The organism is Aeromonas sp. (assembly GCF_051657805.1).
Lineage (GTDB): Bacteria > Pseudomonadota > Gammaproteobacteria > Enterobacterales > Aeromonadaceae > Aeromonas.
In genome coordinates, this window is the sequence record NZ_JBOFLJ010000010.1 from 400966 (window position 1) to 418653 (window position 17688).

The 17688-nt window shown below is 59.6% G+C and carries 18 protein-coding genes and 3 tRNA genes; 14 read left to right on the top strand and 7 right to left on the bottom strand.

From position 1 onward, the window contains the following. Window positions 1-24 precede the first annotated feature (24 nt). The 10 genes from msbA (at window position 25) to ACRCYW_RS04530 (ending at window position 8087) form a co-directional block, all read left to right on the top strand. Window positions 25-1800, top strand: a complete 1776-nt coding sequence (msbA, locus tag ACRCYW_RS04485) for a lipid A ABC transporter ATP-binding protein/permease MsbA (RefSeq protein ID WP_438548955.1) — start codon at window positions 25-27, stop codon at window positions 1798-1800. Next, on the top strand, window positions 1800-2780 hold the full coding sequence (lpxK, locus tag ACRCYW_RS04490; protein WP_438548956.1) for a tetraacyldisaccharide 4'-kinase: 981 nt from the start codon (window positions 1800-1802) through the stop codon (window positions 2778-2780). The genes msbA and lpxK overlap by 1 nt, the downstream gene beginning before the upstream one ends. Before the next feature lie 206 nt (window positions 2781-2986). Then, complete coding sequence (locus ACRCYW_RS04495; RefSeq protein WP_100861139.1) at window positions 2987-3175, top strand: Trm112 family protein; 189 nt, start codon at window positions 2987-2989, stop codon at window positions 3173-3175. Beyond that, window positions 3172-3933 carry a 3-deoxy-manno-octulosonate cytidylyltransferase gene (kdsB, locus tag ACRCYW_RS04500; protein WP_438548957.1) on the top strand — a complete coding sequence of 254 codons (762 nt, stop codon included), beginning with the start codon at window positions 3172-3174 and terminating at the stop codon, window positions 3931-3933. Before ACRCYW_RS04495 ends, kdsB begins: the two co-directional genes overlap by 4 nt. A gap of 210 nt (window positions 3934-4143) precedes the next feature. Beyond that, on the top strand, window positions 4144-4788 hold the full coding sequence (gene uvrY, locus ACRCYW_RS04505; RefSeq protein ID WP_011706579.1) for a UvrY/SirA/GacA family response regulator transcription factor: 645 nt from the start codon (window positions 4144-4146) through the stop codon (window positions 4786-4788). A gap of 153 nt (window positions 4789-4941) precedes the next feature. After that, complete coding sequence (gene uvrC / locus ACRCYW_RS04510) at window positions 4942-6795, top strand: excinuclease ABC subunit UvrC (RefSeq protein WP_438548958.1); 1854 nt, start codon at window positions 4942-4944, stop codon at window positions 6793-6795. Window positions 6796-7038: 243 nt separating this feature from the next. Beyond that, on the top strand, window positions 7039-7593 hold the full coding sequence (gene pgsA / locus ACRCYW_RS04515) for a CDP-diacylglycerol--glycerol-3-phosphate 3-phosphatidyltransferase (RefSeq protein ID WP_438548959.1): 555 nt from the start codon (window positions 7039-7041) through the stop codon (window positions 7591-7593). A 181-nt stretch (window positions 7594-7774) separates the two neighbouring features. Beyond that, window positions 7775-7850, top strand: a tRNA-Gly gene (locus ACRCYW_RS04520). Between the two features lie 35 nt (window positions 7851-7885). Further along, window positions 7886-7959, top strand: a tRNA-Cys gene (locus tag ACRCYW_RS04525). Between the two features lie 41 nt (window positions 7960-8000). Continuing rightward, a tRNA-Leu gene (locus ACRCYW_RS04530) sits at window positions 8001-8087 on the top strand. Between the two features lie 407 nt (window positions 8088-8494). Here ACRCYW_RS04530 and ACRCYW_RS04535 read toward each other — a convergent pair. Beyond that, the gene (locus tag ACRCYW_RS04535) at window positions 8495-8620 is read right to left on the bottom strand and encodes a hypothetical protein (RefSeq protein WP_438548960.1); all 126 of its coding nucleotides are present in this window, start codon (window positions 8618-8620) and stop codon (window positions 8495-8497) included. A gap of 306 nt (window positions 8621-8926) precedes the next feature. Between ACRCYW_RS04535 and ACRCYW_RS04540 the strand changes: the two genes are divergently transcribed. Beyond that, a complete protein-coding gene (locus ACRCYW_RS04540) occupies window positions 8927-9214 on the top strand; it encodes a putative quinol monooxygenase (RefSeq protein WP_438548961.1) in 288 nt (95 codons plus the stop codon). Between the two features lie 117 nt (window positions 9215-9331). Here the strand turns inward: ACRCYW_RS04540 and ACRCYW_RS04545 are convergent, their stop codons facing one another. The 4 genes from ACRCYW_RS04545 to ACRCYW_RS04560 form a co-directional block, all read right to left on the bottom strand. After that, entirely contained in the window at window positions 9332-9580 is a 249-nt protein-coding gene (locus ACRCYW_RS04545) for a GlsB/YeaQ/YmgE family stress response membrane protein (protein ID WP_349918414.1), read from the bottom strand. Between the two features lie 122 nt (window positions 9581-9702). Continuing rightward, window positions 9703-10428: a UDP-2,3-diacylglucosamine diphosphatase gene (gene lpxH / locus ACRCYW_RS04550; protein ID WP_438548962.1), complete on the bottom strand. Its 726-nt coding sequence runs from the start codon at window positions 10426-10428 to the stop codon at window positions 9703-9705. A gap of 13 nt (window positions 10429-10441) precedes the next feature. Continuing rightward, complete coding sequence (locus tag ACRCYW_RS04555; protein ID WP_438548963.1) at window positions 10442-11128, bottom strand: DUF4269 domain-containing protein; 687 nt, start codon at window positions 11126-11128, stop codon at window positions 10442-10444. Beyond that, the gene (locus ACRCYW_RS04560) at window positions 11118-11615 is read right to left on the bottom strand and encodes a peptidylprolyl isomerase (protein ID WP_438548964.1); all 498 of its coding nucleotides are present in this window, start codon (window positions 11613-11615) and stop codon (window positions 11118-11120) included. The genes ACRCYW_RS04555 and ACRCYW_RS04560 overlap by 11 nt, the downstream gene beginning before the upstream one ends. A 234-nt stretch (window positions 11616-11849) precedes the next feature. Between ACRCYW_RS04560 and cysS the strand changes: the two genes are divergently transcribed. Continuing rightward, complete coding sequence (gene cysS / locus ACRCYW_RS04565) at window positions 11850-13226, top strand: cysteine--tRNA ligase (RefSeq protein WP_438548965.1); 1377 nt, start codon at window positions 11850-11852, stop codon at window positions 13224-13226. Between the two features lie 144 nt (window positions 13227-13370). On the opposite strand, the gene ACRCYW_RS04570 is transcribed toward cysS, so the two are convergent. Both ACRCYW_RS04570 and ACRCYW_RS04575 read right to left on the bottom strand, forming a co-directional pair. Further along, a complete protein-coding gene (locus ACRCYW_RS04570) occupies window positions 13371-13694 on the bottom strand; it encodes a YceK/YidQ family lipoprotein (protein WP_438548966.1) in 324 nt (107 codons plus the stop codon). Between the two features lie 272 nt (window positions 13695-13966). Then, complete coding sequence (locus tag ACRCYW_RS04575) at window positions 13967-14617, bottom strand: hypothetical protein (RefSeq protein WP_438548967.1); 651 nt, start codon at window positions 14615-14617, stop codon at window positions 13967-13969. Window positions 14618-16006: 1389 nt separating this feature from the next. Between ACRCYW_RS04575 and ACRCYW_RS04580 the strand changes: the two genes are divergently transcribed. After that, entirely contained in the window at window positions 16007-17020 is a 1014-nt protein-coding gene (locus ACRCYW_RS04580) for a GGDEF domain-containing protein (protein ID WP_438548968.1), read from the top strand. A gap of 155 nt (window positions 17021-17175) precedes the next feature. Further along, on the top strand, window positions 17176-17451 hold the full coding sequence (locus ACRCYW_RS04585) for a hypothetical protein (RefSeq protein WP_438548969.1): 276 nt from the start codon (window positions 17176-17178) through the stop codon (window positions 17449-17451). Window positions 17452-17688 lie beyond the last annotated feature (237 nt).

Here is a 17688-nt window from a genome sequence, read left to right on the forward strand (position 1 = left end):
CATTTCCTTCAATTACGGCTATTCATGCAACAAGAAACCTCACAAGAGAGCTGGCCCGTCTTCAAGCGCCTGCTCGGTTATGTCCGGGATCGCAAACTGGGACTGGTTGGCGGCATCATCGGCATGCTGGGCTACGCAGCCGTGGATACCACCTTCGTCTATTCCATCAAGCCGCTCATCGATCAGGGGCTCAACGGCGACGACAGCAGCGTCCTCAAGTGGATGCCCTTCTTCGTGCTCGGCATCGTTGCCCTGCGCGGCTGCGCCGCCTTCCTCTCCAACTACTGCATGGCCTGGGTCGGCAACCATGTGGTGATGCGGCTGCAGCAGCAGGTGTTCAGCCACCTGATGGCCATGCCCATGAGCTTCTTCGACCGCCAGAACACCGGCAACCTGCTCTCCAAGGTGACCTATGACGCCGGTCAGGTCTCCTCTGCCGCGAGCTCGACCCTGGTCTCCCTGGTGCGGGAAGGGGCCACCGTCATCGGTCTGCTCGGCCTGATGTTCTATCACTCCTGGCAGCTGTCGGTGATCTTCCTGGTGGTGGGCCCCGTGGTGGGTATCCTCATCGGCCTCATCAGCCGACGTTTTCGCAAGATCAGCCGCCACATCCAGCAGGCGGTGGGGGATATCACCACCTCCACCGAGCAGATGCTCAAGGGCCATAAAGAGGTGCTGATGTTTGGCGGCCAGCAGGTGGAGGACAAGCGCTTCTTCTCCGTCAGCAACCGCATGCGCCAGCAGACCATGAAGATGGTGGCGGCGGATGCCATCGGCAGCCCCATCGTCCAGATGGTGGCCTCGGTGGCCCTGGCAGTCTTCCTCTACGTGGCGACCATCGACAGCGTCAAGGCGACCCTGACCGCGGGTACCTTCACCGTCATGGTCACCTCCATGATGATGCTGCTCAAGCCGCTCAAGAGTCTGACCGACGTGAACAACCAGTTCCAGCGCGGCATCACCGCCTGCCAGAGCCTGTTCGGTCTGCTGGACTCCACCCCGGAAGAGGACACCGGCACCCGCACCCTGGAGCGGGCTCGCGGCGAGATCGAATTCCGCAACGTCACCTTCACCTACCCGACCAAGGAGACCCCGGCGCTGCACAACGTCAGCTTCAAGGTCGAGGCGGGCAAGTCCGTGGCCCTGGTGGGGCGTTCGGGCTCCGGCAAGAGTACCATCGCCAGCCTGCTGACCCGTTTCTACGACATCGAGCAGGGGGAAATACTGCTCGATGGCGTCAACATCCGCGAATACAAGTTGAGCGAGCTGCGCAAGCAGTACGCCCTGGTCTCCCAGCACGTGCACCTGTTCAACGATACCGTGGCCAACAACATCGCCTACGCGGCGGCGGATCGCTACAGCCGTGAGGAGATCCAGCATGCGGCCCGCATCGCCCATGCGGACGAGTTCGTGCGCAAGATGCCGGAAGGCTATGACACCGTCATAGGTGAGAACGGCGCCTCCCTGTCCGGTGGCCAGCGCCAGCGCATCGCCATCGCCCGTGCCCTGCTGCGGGACGCCCCCGTGCTGCTGCTGGATGAAGCCACCTCGGCCCTGGATACCGAGTCCGAGCGCCACATCCAGGCCGCCATAGACGAGCTCTGCAAGGCGCGCACCTCCCTGGTCATCGCCCACCGCCTCTCCACCATCGAGAAGGCGGACGAGATCCTGGTGATCGACGAGGGTCACATCGTCGAGCGCGGCAACCACAGCGAACTGATGAGCCAGCAGGGCACCTATGCCCAGTTGCGTGCCATCCAGTTCGGTGCCAGTCAACCAGCCGCGAGCCAGCAGGCCTGATGCTGGAGCGGCTCTGGTACGAGAAGAGTGGCTGGCGCTGGTTGCTGGCCCCCTTCGCCCTCTTGTTTGCCCTTATCAGCGGTGGGCGTCGCTATGGTTATCGTCGCGGCTGGTTCAAAGCCTATCACGCCAGCGTGCCTGTCATCGTGGTCGGCAACATCTCGGTCGGTGGCAACGGCAAGACCCCTGTGGTGGTCTGGCTGGTGGAGCAGTTGCAGGCCCGCGGCTTCAAGCCCGGGGTGGTGAGCCGCGGTTACGGCGGCAAGGCGCCCCATTATCCCTATCGGCTCGATGCGCAGAGCACCACCGCCGAGGCGGGGGACGAGCCTGTGCTCATCGCCCGGCGCTGCGGCTGCCCCCTGGTGGTGGCCCCCAAGCGGGCCGATGCGGTGCAGCTATTGGAGCCTGATGTGGACATCATCATCACAGATGACGGTCTGCAGCACTATGCCCTGGCCCGGGATCTGGAACTGGTGGTGGTGGACGGCGTGCGCCGTTTCGGCAATGGCTGCCTGCTGCCCATGGGACCCCTGCGCGAGCCGCTGACCCGCCTGAAGCGGGTGGATGCCATCATCTGCAATGGCGGCACCCCGGCCAGGGGCGAGTATCCCATGACGCTGGTGGCGGATGCGCCGCGCCGGGTGCGGGATGACGTGCTGGCCTCTGAGCCCTTGCCGCGCGAAATCGATGCGATGGCGGGGATCGGCCATCCCCCTCGTTTCTTCGCGACCCTGACCAGCCTGGGCTATGAACTCGAGCAAAGCGTCGGCTACGCGGATCATCAGGCGTTCGACAGCGCCGAGCTGCTGGCTCGCTTTTCTGATCGCCCCTTGCTGATGACAGAGAAGGACGCGGTCAAGTGCCGTGGCTTTGCGCCGGACAACTGGTGGTATCTGCCGGTCAGCGCCGAGCTGCCGACCTCCTTGCTGGACACCCTGCTGGCCTCGTTGGCAGAGTCTCGTGCTGGCGTGGATAAATAAACAATGCGTTTGTGCTGTAGGGGCAGGATTTACCTTGTGTAATGACTGCCCTATCGGCCCATCAAGCTAAATATACCGAGATGTCCGGCGTGAATATGAGGCCGACGCCTTCAAAAGCGCTTCCTCATTTGCGCCGGACATGTCCATTGGATTACCCGGCATCCGTGCCGGTATCGCCTGTCCGAAATCGTTAAAGGAGTTTCGTTGTGGCACTGGATATTAAACTGCTCGACATCATTGCCTGCCCGGTTTGCAAGGGGAAGCTGCACTACAACAAGGCCGCCCATGAGCTGGTCTGCCGCTTCGACAAGCTGGCCTATCCGTTGGAGGAGGGGATACCTGTGCTGCTGGAGAACCGCGCCCGCGCCCTGGCGCTGGAAGAGCTGAACCCATGAGCTTCGTCGTCGTCATTCCGGCCCGTTATGCCTCGACCCGGTTGCCGGGCAAGCCGCTGGCGGACATCCATGGCAAGCCCATGGTGCAGCACGTGGTGGAAAAAGCCCTGCAGTCCGGCGCGGATCGGGTGATCGTCGCCACCGACGATGTGCGGGTACAAAACGCACTGGCAGTTGTGGCGCAGGAGACGGGGGCCGAGGTGTGCATGACCTCCCCGGATCACCAGTCCGGCACCGAGCGACTGGCGGAGGTGTGCCGCCACTACGGTTTCGCCGCCGATACCATAGTGGTCAACGTGCAGGGGGATGAGCCCCTTATTCCCCCCGTCATCATCCGTCAGGTGGCGGACAACCTGGCCAGCGCCAGCGCCCCCATGGCGACCCTGTCCGTGCCTATTGTGGATGCGGAAGAGGCGTTCAATCCGAACGCCGTCAAAGTGGTGACCGACCATCAGGGCTATGCCCTCTACTTCAGCCGTGCTTCCATTCCTTGGGACAGGGACCGCTTCGCCCAGAGTCAGGCGCAGATCGGTGCCCATTATCAGCGCCACATCGGCATCTACGCCTACCGCGCCGGTTTCATTCAGCGCTACGTGGATTGGGCGCCGAGCCAGCTCGAGCAAATCGAGGCGCTGGAGCAGCTGAGGGTGCTCTGGTACGGGGAGAAGATCCATGTTGCAGAGGCGCTGGAAGCCCCGCCGGTGGGGGTGGATACCCAGCGGGATCTGGACAAGGTGCGTGCCCTGCTGGCCCCTTGATACGCGTAACAGCAGTTTGACTCGAGACGGCGCCCCAGGGCGCCGTTTTTTGGTTGAAACTTTATATAATTAGTTGATTTAAAACGGCATTGGTGGAGAGTTTCAAACTTTTACCGGCCATGGTTTGCCAAATCACCGAGTTTGGTTATGATGCAAGACGCCGTGTTAACCCTAACTGGCATATAACGACATAAGAAACGGGGTGTATGGGTGATTAATGTATTCCTGGTCGATGATCATGAGTTGGTGCGTACAGGGATAAGACGCATTTTGGAAGATGTCCGCGGGATCAAGGTGGTGGGCGAGGCACAGAGCGGCGAGACCGCCGTGACCTTCTGCCGACAGCATCACCCAGACGTGATCCTGATGGACATGAACATGCCGGGCATCGGCGGCCTGGAGGCGACCCGCAAGATCCTGCGGATCCGGCCCGATGTGCGCATCATAGTGCTGACCATTCATTCAGAAAACCCCTTCCCGACCAAGGTGATGCAGGCGGGCGCCGCCGGTTATCTCACCAAGGGGGCCGCCCCGGACGAGATGATCCACGCCATCCGCCTGGTGCATTCCGGTCAGCGTTACATCTCCCCGGAGATCGCCCAGCAGATGGCCCTGAGCCAGTTTGCCTCGGCGGACGAGAACCCCTTCAAGTCCCTCTCCGAGCGCGAGCTGCAGATCATGATGATGATCACCAAGGGGCAGAAGGTGACCGACATCTCCGAGCAGCTCAACCTGAGCCCGAAGACGGTCAACAGCTACCGCTACCGGTTGTTCAGCAAGCTCAACATCAATGGCGACGTGGAGCTGACCCATCTGGCCATTCGCTACGGCATGCTGGATGCCGACACCCTCTAACCGGGTGTGGTGTGTTGACGAAGGCGGCCTTAGCCGCCTTTTTGCTTGATGTGCCTAGCCTGGTGCCTTTGCTGCCGGGACCGAGGCCTTTGCGTTCCAGTGGCGGGGCGCAGTATGATCCCCCGAGAATCCTAGTCCTGAGCCGAGTCGCCGATGACCCTTTCTCCTGAGCCCCTTTTCGACAGCAAAGCCTTCCTCGGCGCCGTGACGAACCAGAGCGGCGTCTATCGCATGTACGACAGTGGCGGCACCGTCATCTATGTGGGCAAGGCCAAGGATCTCAAGAAGCGGCTCGCCTCCTACTTTCGCATCAATGTCGACAGCATCAAGACCCGTACCCTGGTGCGCCAGATAGCCGACATCCAGGTGACGGTGACCCACACCGAGACCGAGGCGCTGATCCTCGAGCACAACCTCATCAAGCAGTACCAGCCGCGCTACAACGTGCTGCTGCGGGATGACAAGTCCTACCCTTGGATCATCATCACCGGCCATCATCATCCCCGTATCGGTGTGCACCGCGGCGCCCGCAAGATCAAGGGCGATTACTTCGGTCCCTATCCCTCCGGCGGCGCGGTGCGTGAGAGTTTGCATCTGATGCAGAAGATCTTCCCGGTGCGCCAGTGCGAGGATGCCGTCTACGCCAACCGCACCCGTCCCTGCCTGCTCTATCAGCTCAAGCGCTGCGCCGGTCCCTGCGTGGCGGGTCTGGTGAGTGAGGCGGAGTATGCCCAGCAGGTGGAGCTGGCCAAGTTGTTCCTCGCGGGCAAGAACCAGCAGGTGATAGGCGAGCTGGTGGGCAAGATGGAGTCCGCCAGCGGCGATCTGCGCTTCGAGGAGGCTGCCCGTTACCGGGATCAGATCCAGGCCCTGCGCCGGGTCACCGAGCAGCAGTCGGTGAGCGGCAACGTGCTGGACGAGCTGGACGTGGTGGGGGTGGCCTTCGAACAGGGCACCGCTTGCATCCACGTGCTCTTCATTCGCCAAGGCAAGGTGCTGGGTTCGCGCAGCTACTTCCCCAAGGTGCCGGCGGATACGCCGTTGGACGAGGTGGTGCAATCCTTCCTGCTGCAGTTCTACCTGTCGGGGCAGGGGGGTAGGCAGATCCCGAGCGAGGTGCTGCTGGACGTGGCGCTGGAGGATGAGAGCGTCATCGCCGAGACCTTGAGTCAGACCGCCGGCTACAAGGTGCGGGTGCAGAGTCGCACTCGCAGTGAACGGGCGCGCTTTATCAAGCTCGCCGCCATCAACGCCGAGACAGCCCTGCGCTCCCGTCTCGCTCACAAGAGCACCACCACGGCCCGTTTCACTCAGTTGGAGGAGCTGCTGGAGCTCGAGTCCCCCATCGCCCGCATGGAGTGTTTCGACATCTCCCACACCATGGGGGAGCGCACCGTCGCCTCCTGCGTGGTGTTCAACCGGGAGGGGCCGCTCTCCTCCGAATACCGCCGCTTCAATATCGACGGCATCACCGGCGGGGATGACTACGCCGCCATGGAGCAGGCGCTGGAGCGCCGCTTCGGCAAACAGCAGGAGCCGGAGAAGGTGCCGGATGTGCTGTTTATTGACGGCGGCCTCGGCCAGTTGCGCCGGGCGGAGGAGATCCTGGCCCGCCAGCTGGAGTTTCTCGGCGGTAAATACCCGCTGCTGGTGGGTATCGCCAAGGGGGTGACCCGCAAGGCGGGGCTGGAGACCCTGATCCTGGGGGATAGCCACGAAGAGCTGCACCTGCCGGCGGATATGCCCGCTTTGCACCTCATTCAGCACATTCGTGATGAATCCCACCGTTTTGCCATCACGGGCCACCGGGCGCGGCGCGCCAAGGCCCGCACTACCAGTACTTTGGAAGATATTCCTGGGGTTGGGCCCAAGCGCCGGCAGGCACTGCTCAAGTACCTGGGGGGCCTGCAGGAGGTGAAGAAGGCCGGGGTGGACGAACTCGCCAAGGTACCCGGCATCAGCCAGGAGCTGGCCCAGTCCATCCACGATGCCCTGCACTCCCTCTGAGTGGTCAGGGCCGCATCAGCCCGGCCGACCGGGATGTGCGGCACGGGGGCTGGGGAGGATGGAATGTGGTAAAGCCCCATCATCGGCATACAAGGGCCGTGACGCAGGGGGCTCGCCAATGCCATAATAACCGGCATCCTGAGGTTATTGACGGATCCATAGACCAAGACGGGCACCGCCCGGTTGCATCGGCAATCGGCTTGGGGCTACCATGTAGCGGCATACAAGAAGTGGCTGAAAATAATGACAAATATTCCTAACCTGCTGACGTTTTTTCGGATTTTGCTCATCCCCGTCTTCGTCATCCTGTTCTACCTTCCCTATCAGTGGGCCTATGTGGCGGCGGCCATCGTCTTCATCCTGGCGGCGGCGACCGACTGGTTTGACGGCTATCTCGCCCGCAAGCTGAATCAATCCACCGCTTTTGGCGCCTTCCTGGATCCGGTCGCCGACAAGATCATGGTGGCCGCGGCCCTGGTGGTCATCGTCGAGCACTACAACACTATCTGGGTCACCATCCCCGCCATGACCATGATCGGCCGCGAGATCATCATCTCCGCCCTGCGTGAGTGGATGGCGGAGCTCGGCAAGCGCTCCTCGGTGGCGGTCAGCTGGATCGGCAAGTGGAAGACCATGATCCAGATGGTGTCGCTTACTGGCCTCATCTGGCAATACGACATCTGGATGGTGTGGCTCGCCTACCTGCTGCTCTATGTGGCGACCGTGCTCACCTTCTGGTCCATGTTCCAGTACATGAAAGCCGCCTGGGGCGATCTGAGCTACCACTCCCGCTTCTAGTCTGCCCCCTCACAAACCACCGTTTCCCGGCTCTTGGTTCCAGGAAACGGTGATGAGGGGCAAAAGTACGGGGAAAGGGCAAAAAATGCCCGAACGATCAGCGTATTAAATGTTTTTGGTTGACTGGGCGAGGAACATCGCTAGAATGCGTCCTCGTAGTCAGGCAATCAGCCAGACCGATGCGGGAATAGCTCAGTTGGTAGAGCACGACCTTGCCAAGGTCGGGGTCGCGAGTTCGAGTCTCGTTTCCCGCTCCAAATTCAGACAATAGAGAGTTCACTCTCTTTTGCATGGCGCGTTAGCAAAGCGGTTATGCAGCGGATTGCAAATCCGTTTAGTCCGGTTCGACTCCGGAACGTGCCTCCATATTGACAAGCCCGCCGCGCGGACTTGATACCGATTACGGTGCCCGAGTGGTGAAATCGGTAGACACAAGGGATTTAAAATCCCTCGCCGTTCGCGGCGTGCCGGTTCGATTCCGGCCTCGGGCACCATTAAAATCAAAGACTTATGAAGGCCACTAGCAATAGTGGCCTTTTTTGTTTCCCTTCAGTGTCCACATTTGATCCACACAGATTTATTCCGGTAGATATTCCAGCTTCATATCGAGCAGTTGGGGGTTGTGACCGCGCTATGAGGTTGTGTTCCACCTGAGTGGGCAACCAGCGGGTCTCGTTGAACCTCTGATAATGGTTGGCTGTTTCGGGTTTCGCCTGTATGGAAACAATGAGACCCCATAAGGCGATGGCAGCGAGAAAGTTTGGAGATGACTTCGTTGGCACTTGTTAAGTCTTCCGACCTTGATGCCCTCTTAATAGGCAGAATCAGGCGTGGTAGGGCAGTCTGCGCCGGCCAACTGCCGGCGCTCGTCGTTCTTATGTCAGTGGCATAGCAAAGAGCACTAGGGGGCTTCAGAGGGGGTGATCAGGTAACTGCCGCCGCCATTTCCCATGCCACCGCCACCGTTGCTGCCGCCATCTCCGGTCGGGGGAGCGCTGCCACCGGAGGAGGCGCAACCAGCCAGCATGAGTTGTATCCCTATCAGGCAAATCTTCCAGTTTTTCATGACCTTGTCCTCTACAGCTCGCTTGCCCGGCGGCCTGTTGAACACGGGGGCGAACCGGACAAGATAACGCTGAGTTTAGCCCAGATCCCCCTCATGTCGGTGGCTGACTCGGCCATACATCCCAGTGGGGGTTGCCTCGGTCTATCCAGAGAAGCCGCCGAGCAAGCCAGATCCCCATGAGGTTCAAAGTGTTAGCGTCGGGTGGCGGAGTGGGCTAGAGTCGGCCTCCTGGATCTATCGCCAGGCTGAACAAGGGACGGGTTATTCATGCTGAGAGTCATCGCGCAGGATTTTATCAAGCTGAATCGCATCGAGGAGGTCGAGCCCCTTTATCGGGAGCTGGTGGAGAAGACCAGGGCGGAGCCGCTGTGCATCTCTTATGAGCTCTGCGTCGATCAGAAAGATCCCGGGCACTTCGTGTTCGTGGAGGTGTGGCCCGACAGGGATGCGCTGGATGCTCATTGTGCCACCGAGCATTTCCGGCGGTTGGTGCCGCTCATCGATCGGCATCAACGACAGCCCGGTACCTATCTGCTGATGGATCTGTTTGCATAAGCCGGATGGGTCACGGCATCATGCTGGCGCCGTGCGCCCATAAAAAATCCGAAACGCTGGGTTTCGGATCTTTGCCCGCGAGGGCGCGCACTGGGGATGCCAGGGGAGAGGGGCCTGTCAGCTGCGTACCTTGTTGTAGATAAACAGCACGATCAGGGCGCCGACGGTGGCGATGATGATGCTCGGCAGGTTGAAACCGGTGACGTCACCCATGCCGAGCAGGGTACTGACGTAGCCCCCCACCATGGCACCGATCACGCCCAGGATCACCGTCATGAAGAAACCACCACCATCCTTGCCCGGCATGATCCATTTGGCCAGAATGCCGACGATCAGTCCCAATACAATCCAGGTAATAAATCCCATCACTCTATCCTCGCTATGTGAGAGACCTAGAGTATACGCAGTGGATTGGAATGTATCCCGCCAGGGACTCGGGTTGGTCAGAAATGGTCATATGAGAACCATCCCCGGCGGATCCGTACCACTCAGCCCAGTAAACGGGTCTCGAGTCGCTGCCTGGCGGGGGAGCACACCAGGATGGAGCCCTGCTCGAACCAGTCCCCCAGCACGATGCGCCGCGCCCGTTTGCCATCCAGCTTGAAGTCGTGGATGGCGGGCCTGTGGGTGTGACCGTGGATCATCAGGGCGCAATCATGGGCGCGCAGCATGTCGTCCACCGCCGCCGGGGTGACGTCCATGATGGTCTGCTGCTTGCCGGCATTCTCCATCTGGCTCTGACCTCTCAGCTTGCAGGCGATGCGCTGACGACGACCGAGGGGCAGGCGCAGGAAGAGCCAGCGCAACCACCTGAGCTGGGTGATGCGGCGAAACTTCTGATAGTCCAGATCCAGGGTGCAGAGCAGATCCCCGTGGCTCAGCAGCACCCGCTCCCCGTAGAGGTCGATGACGCAAGGGTCCCCGAGCAGCGTCATGCCGGCGCGCTTGGCAAACTGTTTGCCCAGCAGGAAGTCACGGTTGCCGTGGATGAAGTAGAGGGGCACCCCCTGCTGGCTCAGGGCGAAAAAGGCATCCGCGACCTGGTTGTGGAGGGGGTTGGGATCATCGTCTCCCACCCAGAATTCGAACAGATCCCCGAGTACGTAGAGGGCATCGGCGCCGGGAGCGTCCTGCTCGAGAAAGCGCACCAGGGCGGCGGTCATATCGGGTCTGCCCTGGCTTAAATGAATGTCACTGATGAAGAGGGTGTTCATGGGGTCCTGAGCGTCATGGTAAGGAGTGGTCCTCGGCGCGAGAGGGGTGGGCGAAGGGGGCCGGTGGCCAGAAGAGCCGGCCCAGATCTCTGTCTTCCAGGGTCAGCAGCGCCTGGTAGGGGTCGCCGGGCAGGTCCAGCAACCGGCAGATGGCGGCCTCGCCCTTGAGACCGGCGCCCTGGCGAAGGTGAAGCACGGCGAGATAGAAGTCGTGGCCGAAGCGCTCGAGCAGGGCCGCCATCAGGCTGAGGTGGCGCCAGCCATGGCGCGTCTGGACGGGGTCCGTGGTGATATAGAGCTCCACCGGCCAGCTGTGCCCGTCCGGGCCTGCCAGGGTCTGCTCGGCGAGCCAGATCTGCCGGCCTTTGTCTCTCAGTCGCCAGCCTCGCCTGCCCAGGCGCTCGGCGAAGGCGGCGGGATTCCTGTGCTGGCAGAGGATATCGAGATCGCTGCCGGGCTGGTCGAGCCCGATGGCCACAGTGCTCACCAGCGCGAGATCCTGGCACTGAGCTGCCAGCTCGCCCCAGAGCCCCGACGTGAGCAGAGCATGGGCCGAGCGTTGGCGCGGGTTGCCCTGGGCCAGATAGTCGAAGCGGCGCCAGTTCGGGCCCCCGTCTGCACGGGATGCCAGTGCAGATGGAAAAACTGCGGCCGGGGCCGCAGTTGTGTCAGTGCCGAGGTGGCAGCAATCAGTCAGCAAGGGTCACCTTGGTGATGACGACGTCTTCGGTCGGCACGTCCTGGTGCATGCGGCCGTAGTTGCCGGTCTTCACGCCCTTGATCTTGTTGACCACGTCCATGCCGGCGGTCACTTCACCGAATACGCAGTAGCCGAAGCCCTGGGTGGTGGCGGACTTGAAGTCGAGGAAGTCGTTGTTGTTCACGTTGATGAAGAACTGGGCGCTGGCGGAGTGCGGCTCCATGGTGCGGGCCATGGCGATGGTGCCTACCTTGTTGGACAGGCCGTTGGCCGCTTCGTTCTTGATGGAGGCGCGGGTCTCTTTCTCTTCGAAGCCAGGGGCATAGCCGCCGCCCTGGATCATGAAGCCGTCGATGACGCGGTGGAAGATGGTGTTGTCGTAGTGACCGTCACGGCAGTATTGCAGGAAGTTGGCCACGGTTTCCGGGGCTTTCTCGGCGTTCAGGGTCAGGGTGATGTCGCCGTGGTTGGTGTGCAGAGTAACCATGATATGTCCTTTCATTGATATGCGAGCGCGAGTCGGCTCGCAGCTGTTGCATGGGTTATGGCATAAAGTGGTGGCAATTCTAGCCCAACAAGGGCGCCCGGCATAGCGCTGGCGTGATGCCAATGTGGCGCACAGAGGCCATTCAGGCCGGATCCAACCCGTTTTGCGCCTCGTTTTCTCCCCCGGATGCAGTTAGAATGTCAGACCATTTTACTCACAGGCAGTGGTCATAAGATGCTGAAGATCTACAACACACTCACTCGTCAAAAAGAAGAATTCAAACCTATCCACCCGGGCAAGGTGGGCATGTATGTGTGTGGGGTCACCATCTACGATCACTGCCATATCGGCCACGGTCGCACCTTCGTCGCCTTCGACGTGGTGGCCCGTTACCTGCGCTACAGCGGCTATGAGCTGAACTATGTGCGCAACGTCACCGACGTGGACGACAAGATCATCAAGCGTGCCGCCGAGACGCACGTTACCTGCGACGATCTGACCGAGCGTCTGATCGGCGACATGCATCAGGATTTCGACGCCCTCGGCATGGTGCGCCCTGACATCGAGCCGCGCGCCACCCAGCACATCCATGAGATCATCGATCTGGTGGAGACCCTGCTCGCCAAAGAGCACGCCTACGTGGCGGACAACGGTGACGTCATGTTCATCGTCGAGTCCTTCGCCGACTACGGCAAGCTCTCGGGGCAGGATCTGGAGCAGCTGCAGGCCGGCGCCCGGGTCGACGTGGTGGATGCCAAGCGCAACCCGCTCGACTTCGTGCTGTGGAAGATGTCCAAGCCCGGCGAGCCGACCTGGGACAGCCCCTGGGGCCCGGGTCGTCCCGGCTGGCACATCGAGTGCTCCGCCATGAACTCCAAGCACCTTGGCAACCACTTCGACATCCACGGCGGCGGCTCGGATCTGCAGTTCCCGCACCACGAGAACGAGATCGCCCAGTCCTGCTGCGCCCACGGTGGCGACTACGTCAACACCTGGATGCACAGCGGCATGGTGATGGTGGACAAGGAGAAGATGTCCAAATCCCTCGGCAACTTCTTCACCATCCGCGACGTGCTGGCCCACTACGACGCCGAGACCGTCCGTTACTTCCTGATGTCTGGCCACTACCGCAGCCAGCTCAACTACTCGGAAGACAACCTGAAGCAGGCCCGCGCCGCGCTTGAGCGCATGTATACCGCATTGCGCGACCTGCCGGCGGCCCCCGCCGCCGGTGGTGAGGAGCAGGTGGCCCGCTTCAAGGAGGCGATGGACGACGACTTCAACACCCCGGAAGCCTACTCCGCTCTGTTCGACCTGGTGCGCGAGATCAACCGCCAGAAGGCCGAAGATCTGAACGTGGCCGCTGGCCTGGGTGCCCGCCTGCGGGAGCTCGGCGCCGTGCTCGGCATCCTGCAGCAGGATCCGGACGCCTTCCTCAAGGGCGATGAAGCGGACGACGAAGTGGCCGAGATCGAGCAACTGATCGCCCAGCGCAACCAGGCCCGCGCCGACAAGAACTGGGCCGCCGCCGATGCCGCCCGTAACCGTCTCACCGAGATGGGCATCGTGCTGGAAGATAGCGCCGGCAAAACCAGCTGGCGCCGTGCCTAAGGCCGGTTGCTCTGTGAGAGCCAACAGGTTAATCCAATAAAAAACCGCAGCCCTCGGGCTGCGGTTTTTTATTGGGTGTTGCTTGTGGTGTAGTGCTGCCACACAAGTCGATATCACGTGAGCTCTACTTGTCCTGACTTACGTTTAAATTTTGTATTCGTAGCTGCAAACCTGCGGGCGAGGGGTCTTAAGCTGAGGATCGCTAGGGGTAACTGTCAGATCTACGGGTAGCATAACAGTATCGACAACCAGCGCGCTTCCCATGTCCACTAATGTCAGAGGGATAGTGAATAACAGTAAGGGGGGGGCCGTCAACATGGATGCGACCATGCATTCTGCGCCATTATCAGTCGCGGTTTGAACACTGGAGTAAGGGTGACCCCAGGTTGAATCTTCTCCCATTCTCGAGGTTATCGTTGCGCATCCCGTGAGGGAGATGCATACAACTAACCAAGCCAACAAACGCATAACTACTCCTGCTATTATCTGTGAAACACCGTTTTACAGCAGAGCTGTGACTGTTCATCAAGTCACGATTAAACTGACGTAATGTTCCATTCGAGTCGCCTCAGCTGAGAGGCTCGCAGTCTAATACAAGTAGCCAAGCGAATTCAAATGAGAATTTATTTGATTGCCACCACATTTACAAAAAATAAGTCATCAGATCTGCTTGAGCAGCATGGTAGTGCTTCGGATACCTATGAATAGTACGGCAAAGCATGTGACGTAGGTTTTCATATTTAGTAATAAACTTCTCCGCTGATTCCTTTTATATCCTGCTTGTTTGAACCTGGATGGAATCCATCCATTTTGATAGGTTTAGTAACGGGGATAGAGATCTCTTTTTGGTCATTTTTAAAGTTTGATGAAACCTCTTCATCAGTGCACCCCTCTTCATATGTTTTATAAATGGCCTTTCCCGTCACTACATTAAAGTCGAACTCAAAAAAACCTTCGCATGGTGCTCCATAATTTATCGTGGCACCAATAAGGTTCCATTCTTTACCGTTAAAACGGTATCTATGTGTGTAATTCCATTTTCTATTACTGCCTCCAAAATGGTCAATTACAATGGTTCCTCGTTTTATTTCAATACCCACGAATGGATCCCCCATCATGCCACCATGAGCACTGTCTAGTACGGGACCTTGCGAAGAGTGCCATAAGTCCCATTTATTTTGCTTCTTTTTATATATAAGGAGTGTTCTTTGTGTTCCTATTTCACCGTCCAACCCAGTATCCAGGACAATAGCTTTCTCATCTAAACCATCTTTGTCCAAATCACCAATAGCCTCACCAATCACCTTTGAATTGATATTTTCTTGACTCGGTTCCTCAGCAAGTACTGTATTTATAAATAATGGAAAAATAAAAATTAATAAATACTTCATAAAGCCTCGTTGTTAGGTTTAGATATACGTTGGTCAAACGGGTAAGCCGAATACCCTCGATGTAGGAAGGTGAACACACGGGGATATGACCTTTGGTGTTATTTGCCAAAGGCAAGGTCTTTACAAGGCCACTCACCCAGCCGTGCAGCGGCGCAGTACCATTTAGTTTTGTAGTAACAATTCGCCAATCATCTCTATAGCTCACCACCTAAAATAGAGAGACAAATACATAGGTGACAAGATAGCTATGACACAAAGGATTGTATTGATGAAAAAATACTTCCAGCGCATGGTAACTAATAAAGCCAATGCGGCAATAATGTTTATTAATGGCCAGGATATAATAAAAAGATAGTTAATGATATGTATCTGAACCGCATATGTAGACATGTTATATGTGAAGATTAAGTAAAATAAATATATGTGACCGAGTAAAAAAACAGGCGTGGTTTTCTTGATAAATAGACCGAATTTTGACTCTAGTTTAACTTCAGAATTGCTCATCGATGATTGCTCTGTATAGATAAATTTTTATAGATGCATGATGATAGCTATCGAGCCATTAATATAATGGTATTTCCCGATAGGGGTAGTATATCGGGTGAGAGACAACTATTTTCCCGATCACGTCGTCGAATAGGCATAGCCCGATGCAGTTAACTAACCTCGAGGCTGCGGGTTGGGTGTTGCCCCCCTGTTGTTCGCCGAGGTGAGCCGAGGGAACCCGACGCAGGAGGGCGAACAAACGGTGGCGAAACCCCGTCGAGGACGGCGTCCTCGTATCCCACGCGATGAAACCGTGCCAAAAGAGGCTAGTGACCCCTCACCCTGACCCTCTCCCGCAAGGGGAGAGGGATCGTTATCGCGGACGATTACGCTGCGCTAATCGACCCTACAGGCGTAGCCATGCCAAAAGAGGTTAGCGACCCCTCACCCTCTCCCGCAGGGGAGAGGGGATCACACCGGAGACTTGAGGCAAGGCCCGGATTACTGGCAGTGAACACCCATCGAGGACGAAGTCCTCGTCCCTCGCCGGGGCGCGGGATGCCGGGCTGGCATCCGTCAGGGACGCTGCCGCCAGGCGCTGACTGCCAGAGTGCGTCGTGAACCGTCGCCCGTCGTATTGGGACAGGAGTTCGCCCCCATCTTACGGAGCCATCTCGGTCTTATCCATGGCTTTGATGAGTTAACCATCAGAAATGAATGAATATTTGCGCTGGTTCAAAGTTATGGCTGCGTCTGGGTCAGAAGCCGGGGGCGTGCCAGGCAGGCGGCTCGCCAAAGTGTGAAAAGGGCTGAATTTTGCCGGGTTGGCGCCTGCTCCCGCTTGTCGGCCCATGCCCGGCTTGGGTAAGGTGTGCACGGAGAGCATGCAAGCTGGAGATATGCATGGACAAGATATTGCAGGCCCTGTCTGTACAGGTCACGGCAGCGCGGGATCTGGAGAGCCTGACCCGGCCGCTGCTGGAGATGCTGGAAGCGGTGACCGGGCTGGAGTCGACCTACCTCACCGAGATCGCTCTGGGGGAGGGCAAACAGAGTATCCGCTTCGCCCGCAACGCGGCCGAGCTGCAGATCCCGGAGGGGATCAGCGTGGACTGGAGTGATACCCTGTGCCGGCGCGCCATGGACGAGGGACGCATGTATACCGATGATGTCGCCGACTGCTGGGGGGATTCCGATGCCGCCAGAGCCCTCGGTATTCGCACCTACCTGAGCAGCCCGGTGCGCACGCCGTCCGGCTCCCTTTATGGCACACTTTGCGCCGCTAGCGGCAACCAGAAACCCTGCGTGCCGGGTTCCGAGCAGCTCATCTCCTTCTTCGCGCGCCTCATCGCCGAGCACGTGGAGCGGGAGCAGTTGCTGGTGCAGCTGCAGCAGGCGAACCAGGAGCTGTCGCGCCAGGCCCTGAGCGATCCCCTGACCGGGCAGCTCAACCGCCGCGCCCTCATGCTGGAACTGCCGCTGCTGTTCTCCCTGTCGGCGCGGGCCGGCCATCCGGTGCTGGTTGCCTTTATCGATCTCGACGGCTTCAAGCAGATCAACGATACCCATGGCCACGAGGCGGGGGATCAGCTGCTCACCATGGTGGCAGAGCGGCTGGGGTCGGCCCTTCGCAGCGGCGATCTGCTGGCGCGGGTCGGCGGGGACGAGTTCGTGGTGGTGGGCATGGGCCCGCTGCCGCAGGAGGAGGCGCAGGAGCTGGCGGTGCTGCGCTTCCAGCGCCGCCTGTTCGAGCAGAGCGTGCTGCAGTTGCCGCTCCCTGCCCAGACCCTGCACTACCCGGGGGCCAGCGTGGGGGTGGTGGCGGTCAATCCCGCCGACACCGGCATCGAGGAGGCCCTGCGCCTGGCGGACGCGAGCATGTATGCGGTCAAGCGGATGCGCCGCGCACAGGGCTGAGGCGCTAAGGGCTGAGGCATATAAATGGGCTCAATATGAGCCCAATAACTCCGGTGGGCGGGCCAGGGCGATCGCCCCGGCTTGACCCTGCGCATGGTTGCCCGGTCGAACCGGGTGCTAGGATGCTCATCTTTTCATCACAGGCAATCTCGAACATGGCAAATGGCGTGATGGGCGCGGTGCGCGCCCTGGTGGCGAAAGCCGCCGATCTGATGGAGTTCCAGCAGCGGATCTGGGTGGTCAGCATCTTGCACGACACCCACACCGACACCTTCATCGTCAACGAGGGAAGCTTCGAGGAGCCCATGCAGTGGATGGTGGGCAAGGGCTACGACGGGGCCATGCTGCGCCTGGTGGACGAGATGCAGCCCTCCCAGGCCATCGAGCTCCCCGTGGGGGCCATCAGCCACCGGTTGATGCGGGTCAAATGATGGGGGATTAAGCATGGGGGCGGCATGGCCGTCGGGTGCCATGATCCTCGGTGGCTGCGGGCCCGGGCCTATCACTTGGCCGCCCGCCTTGCACGCTCCCTCACTCTCTTCACCATTCCTTCAACCCGAGCCCTTGCCGGCATTCCCGCCCTGCCCGCACTCTCTCGGCGCCGCCTGCCGCCCGGGGCTGCAACGCTATGCGTCCAGCTTCCGCTGCCCATACGCCGTCCATGCTTC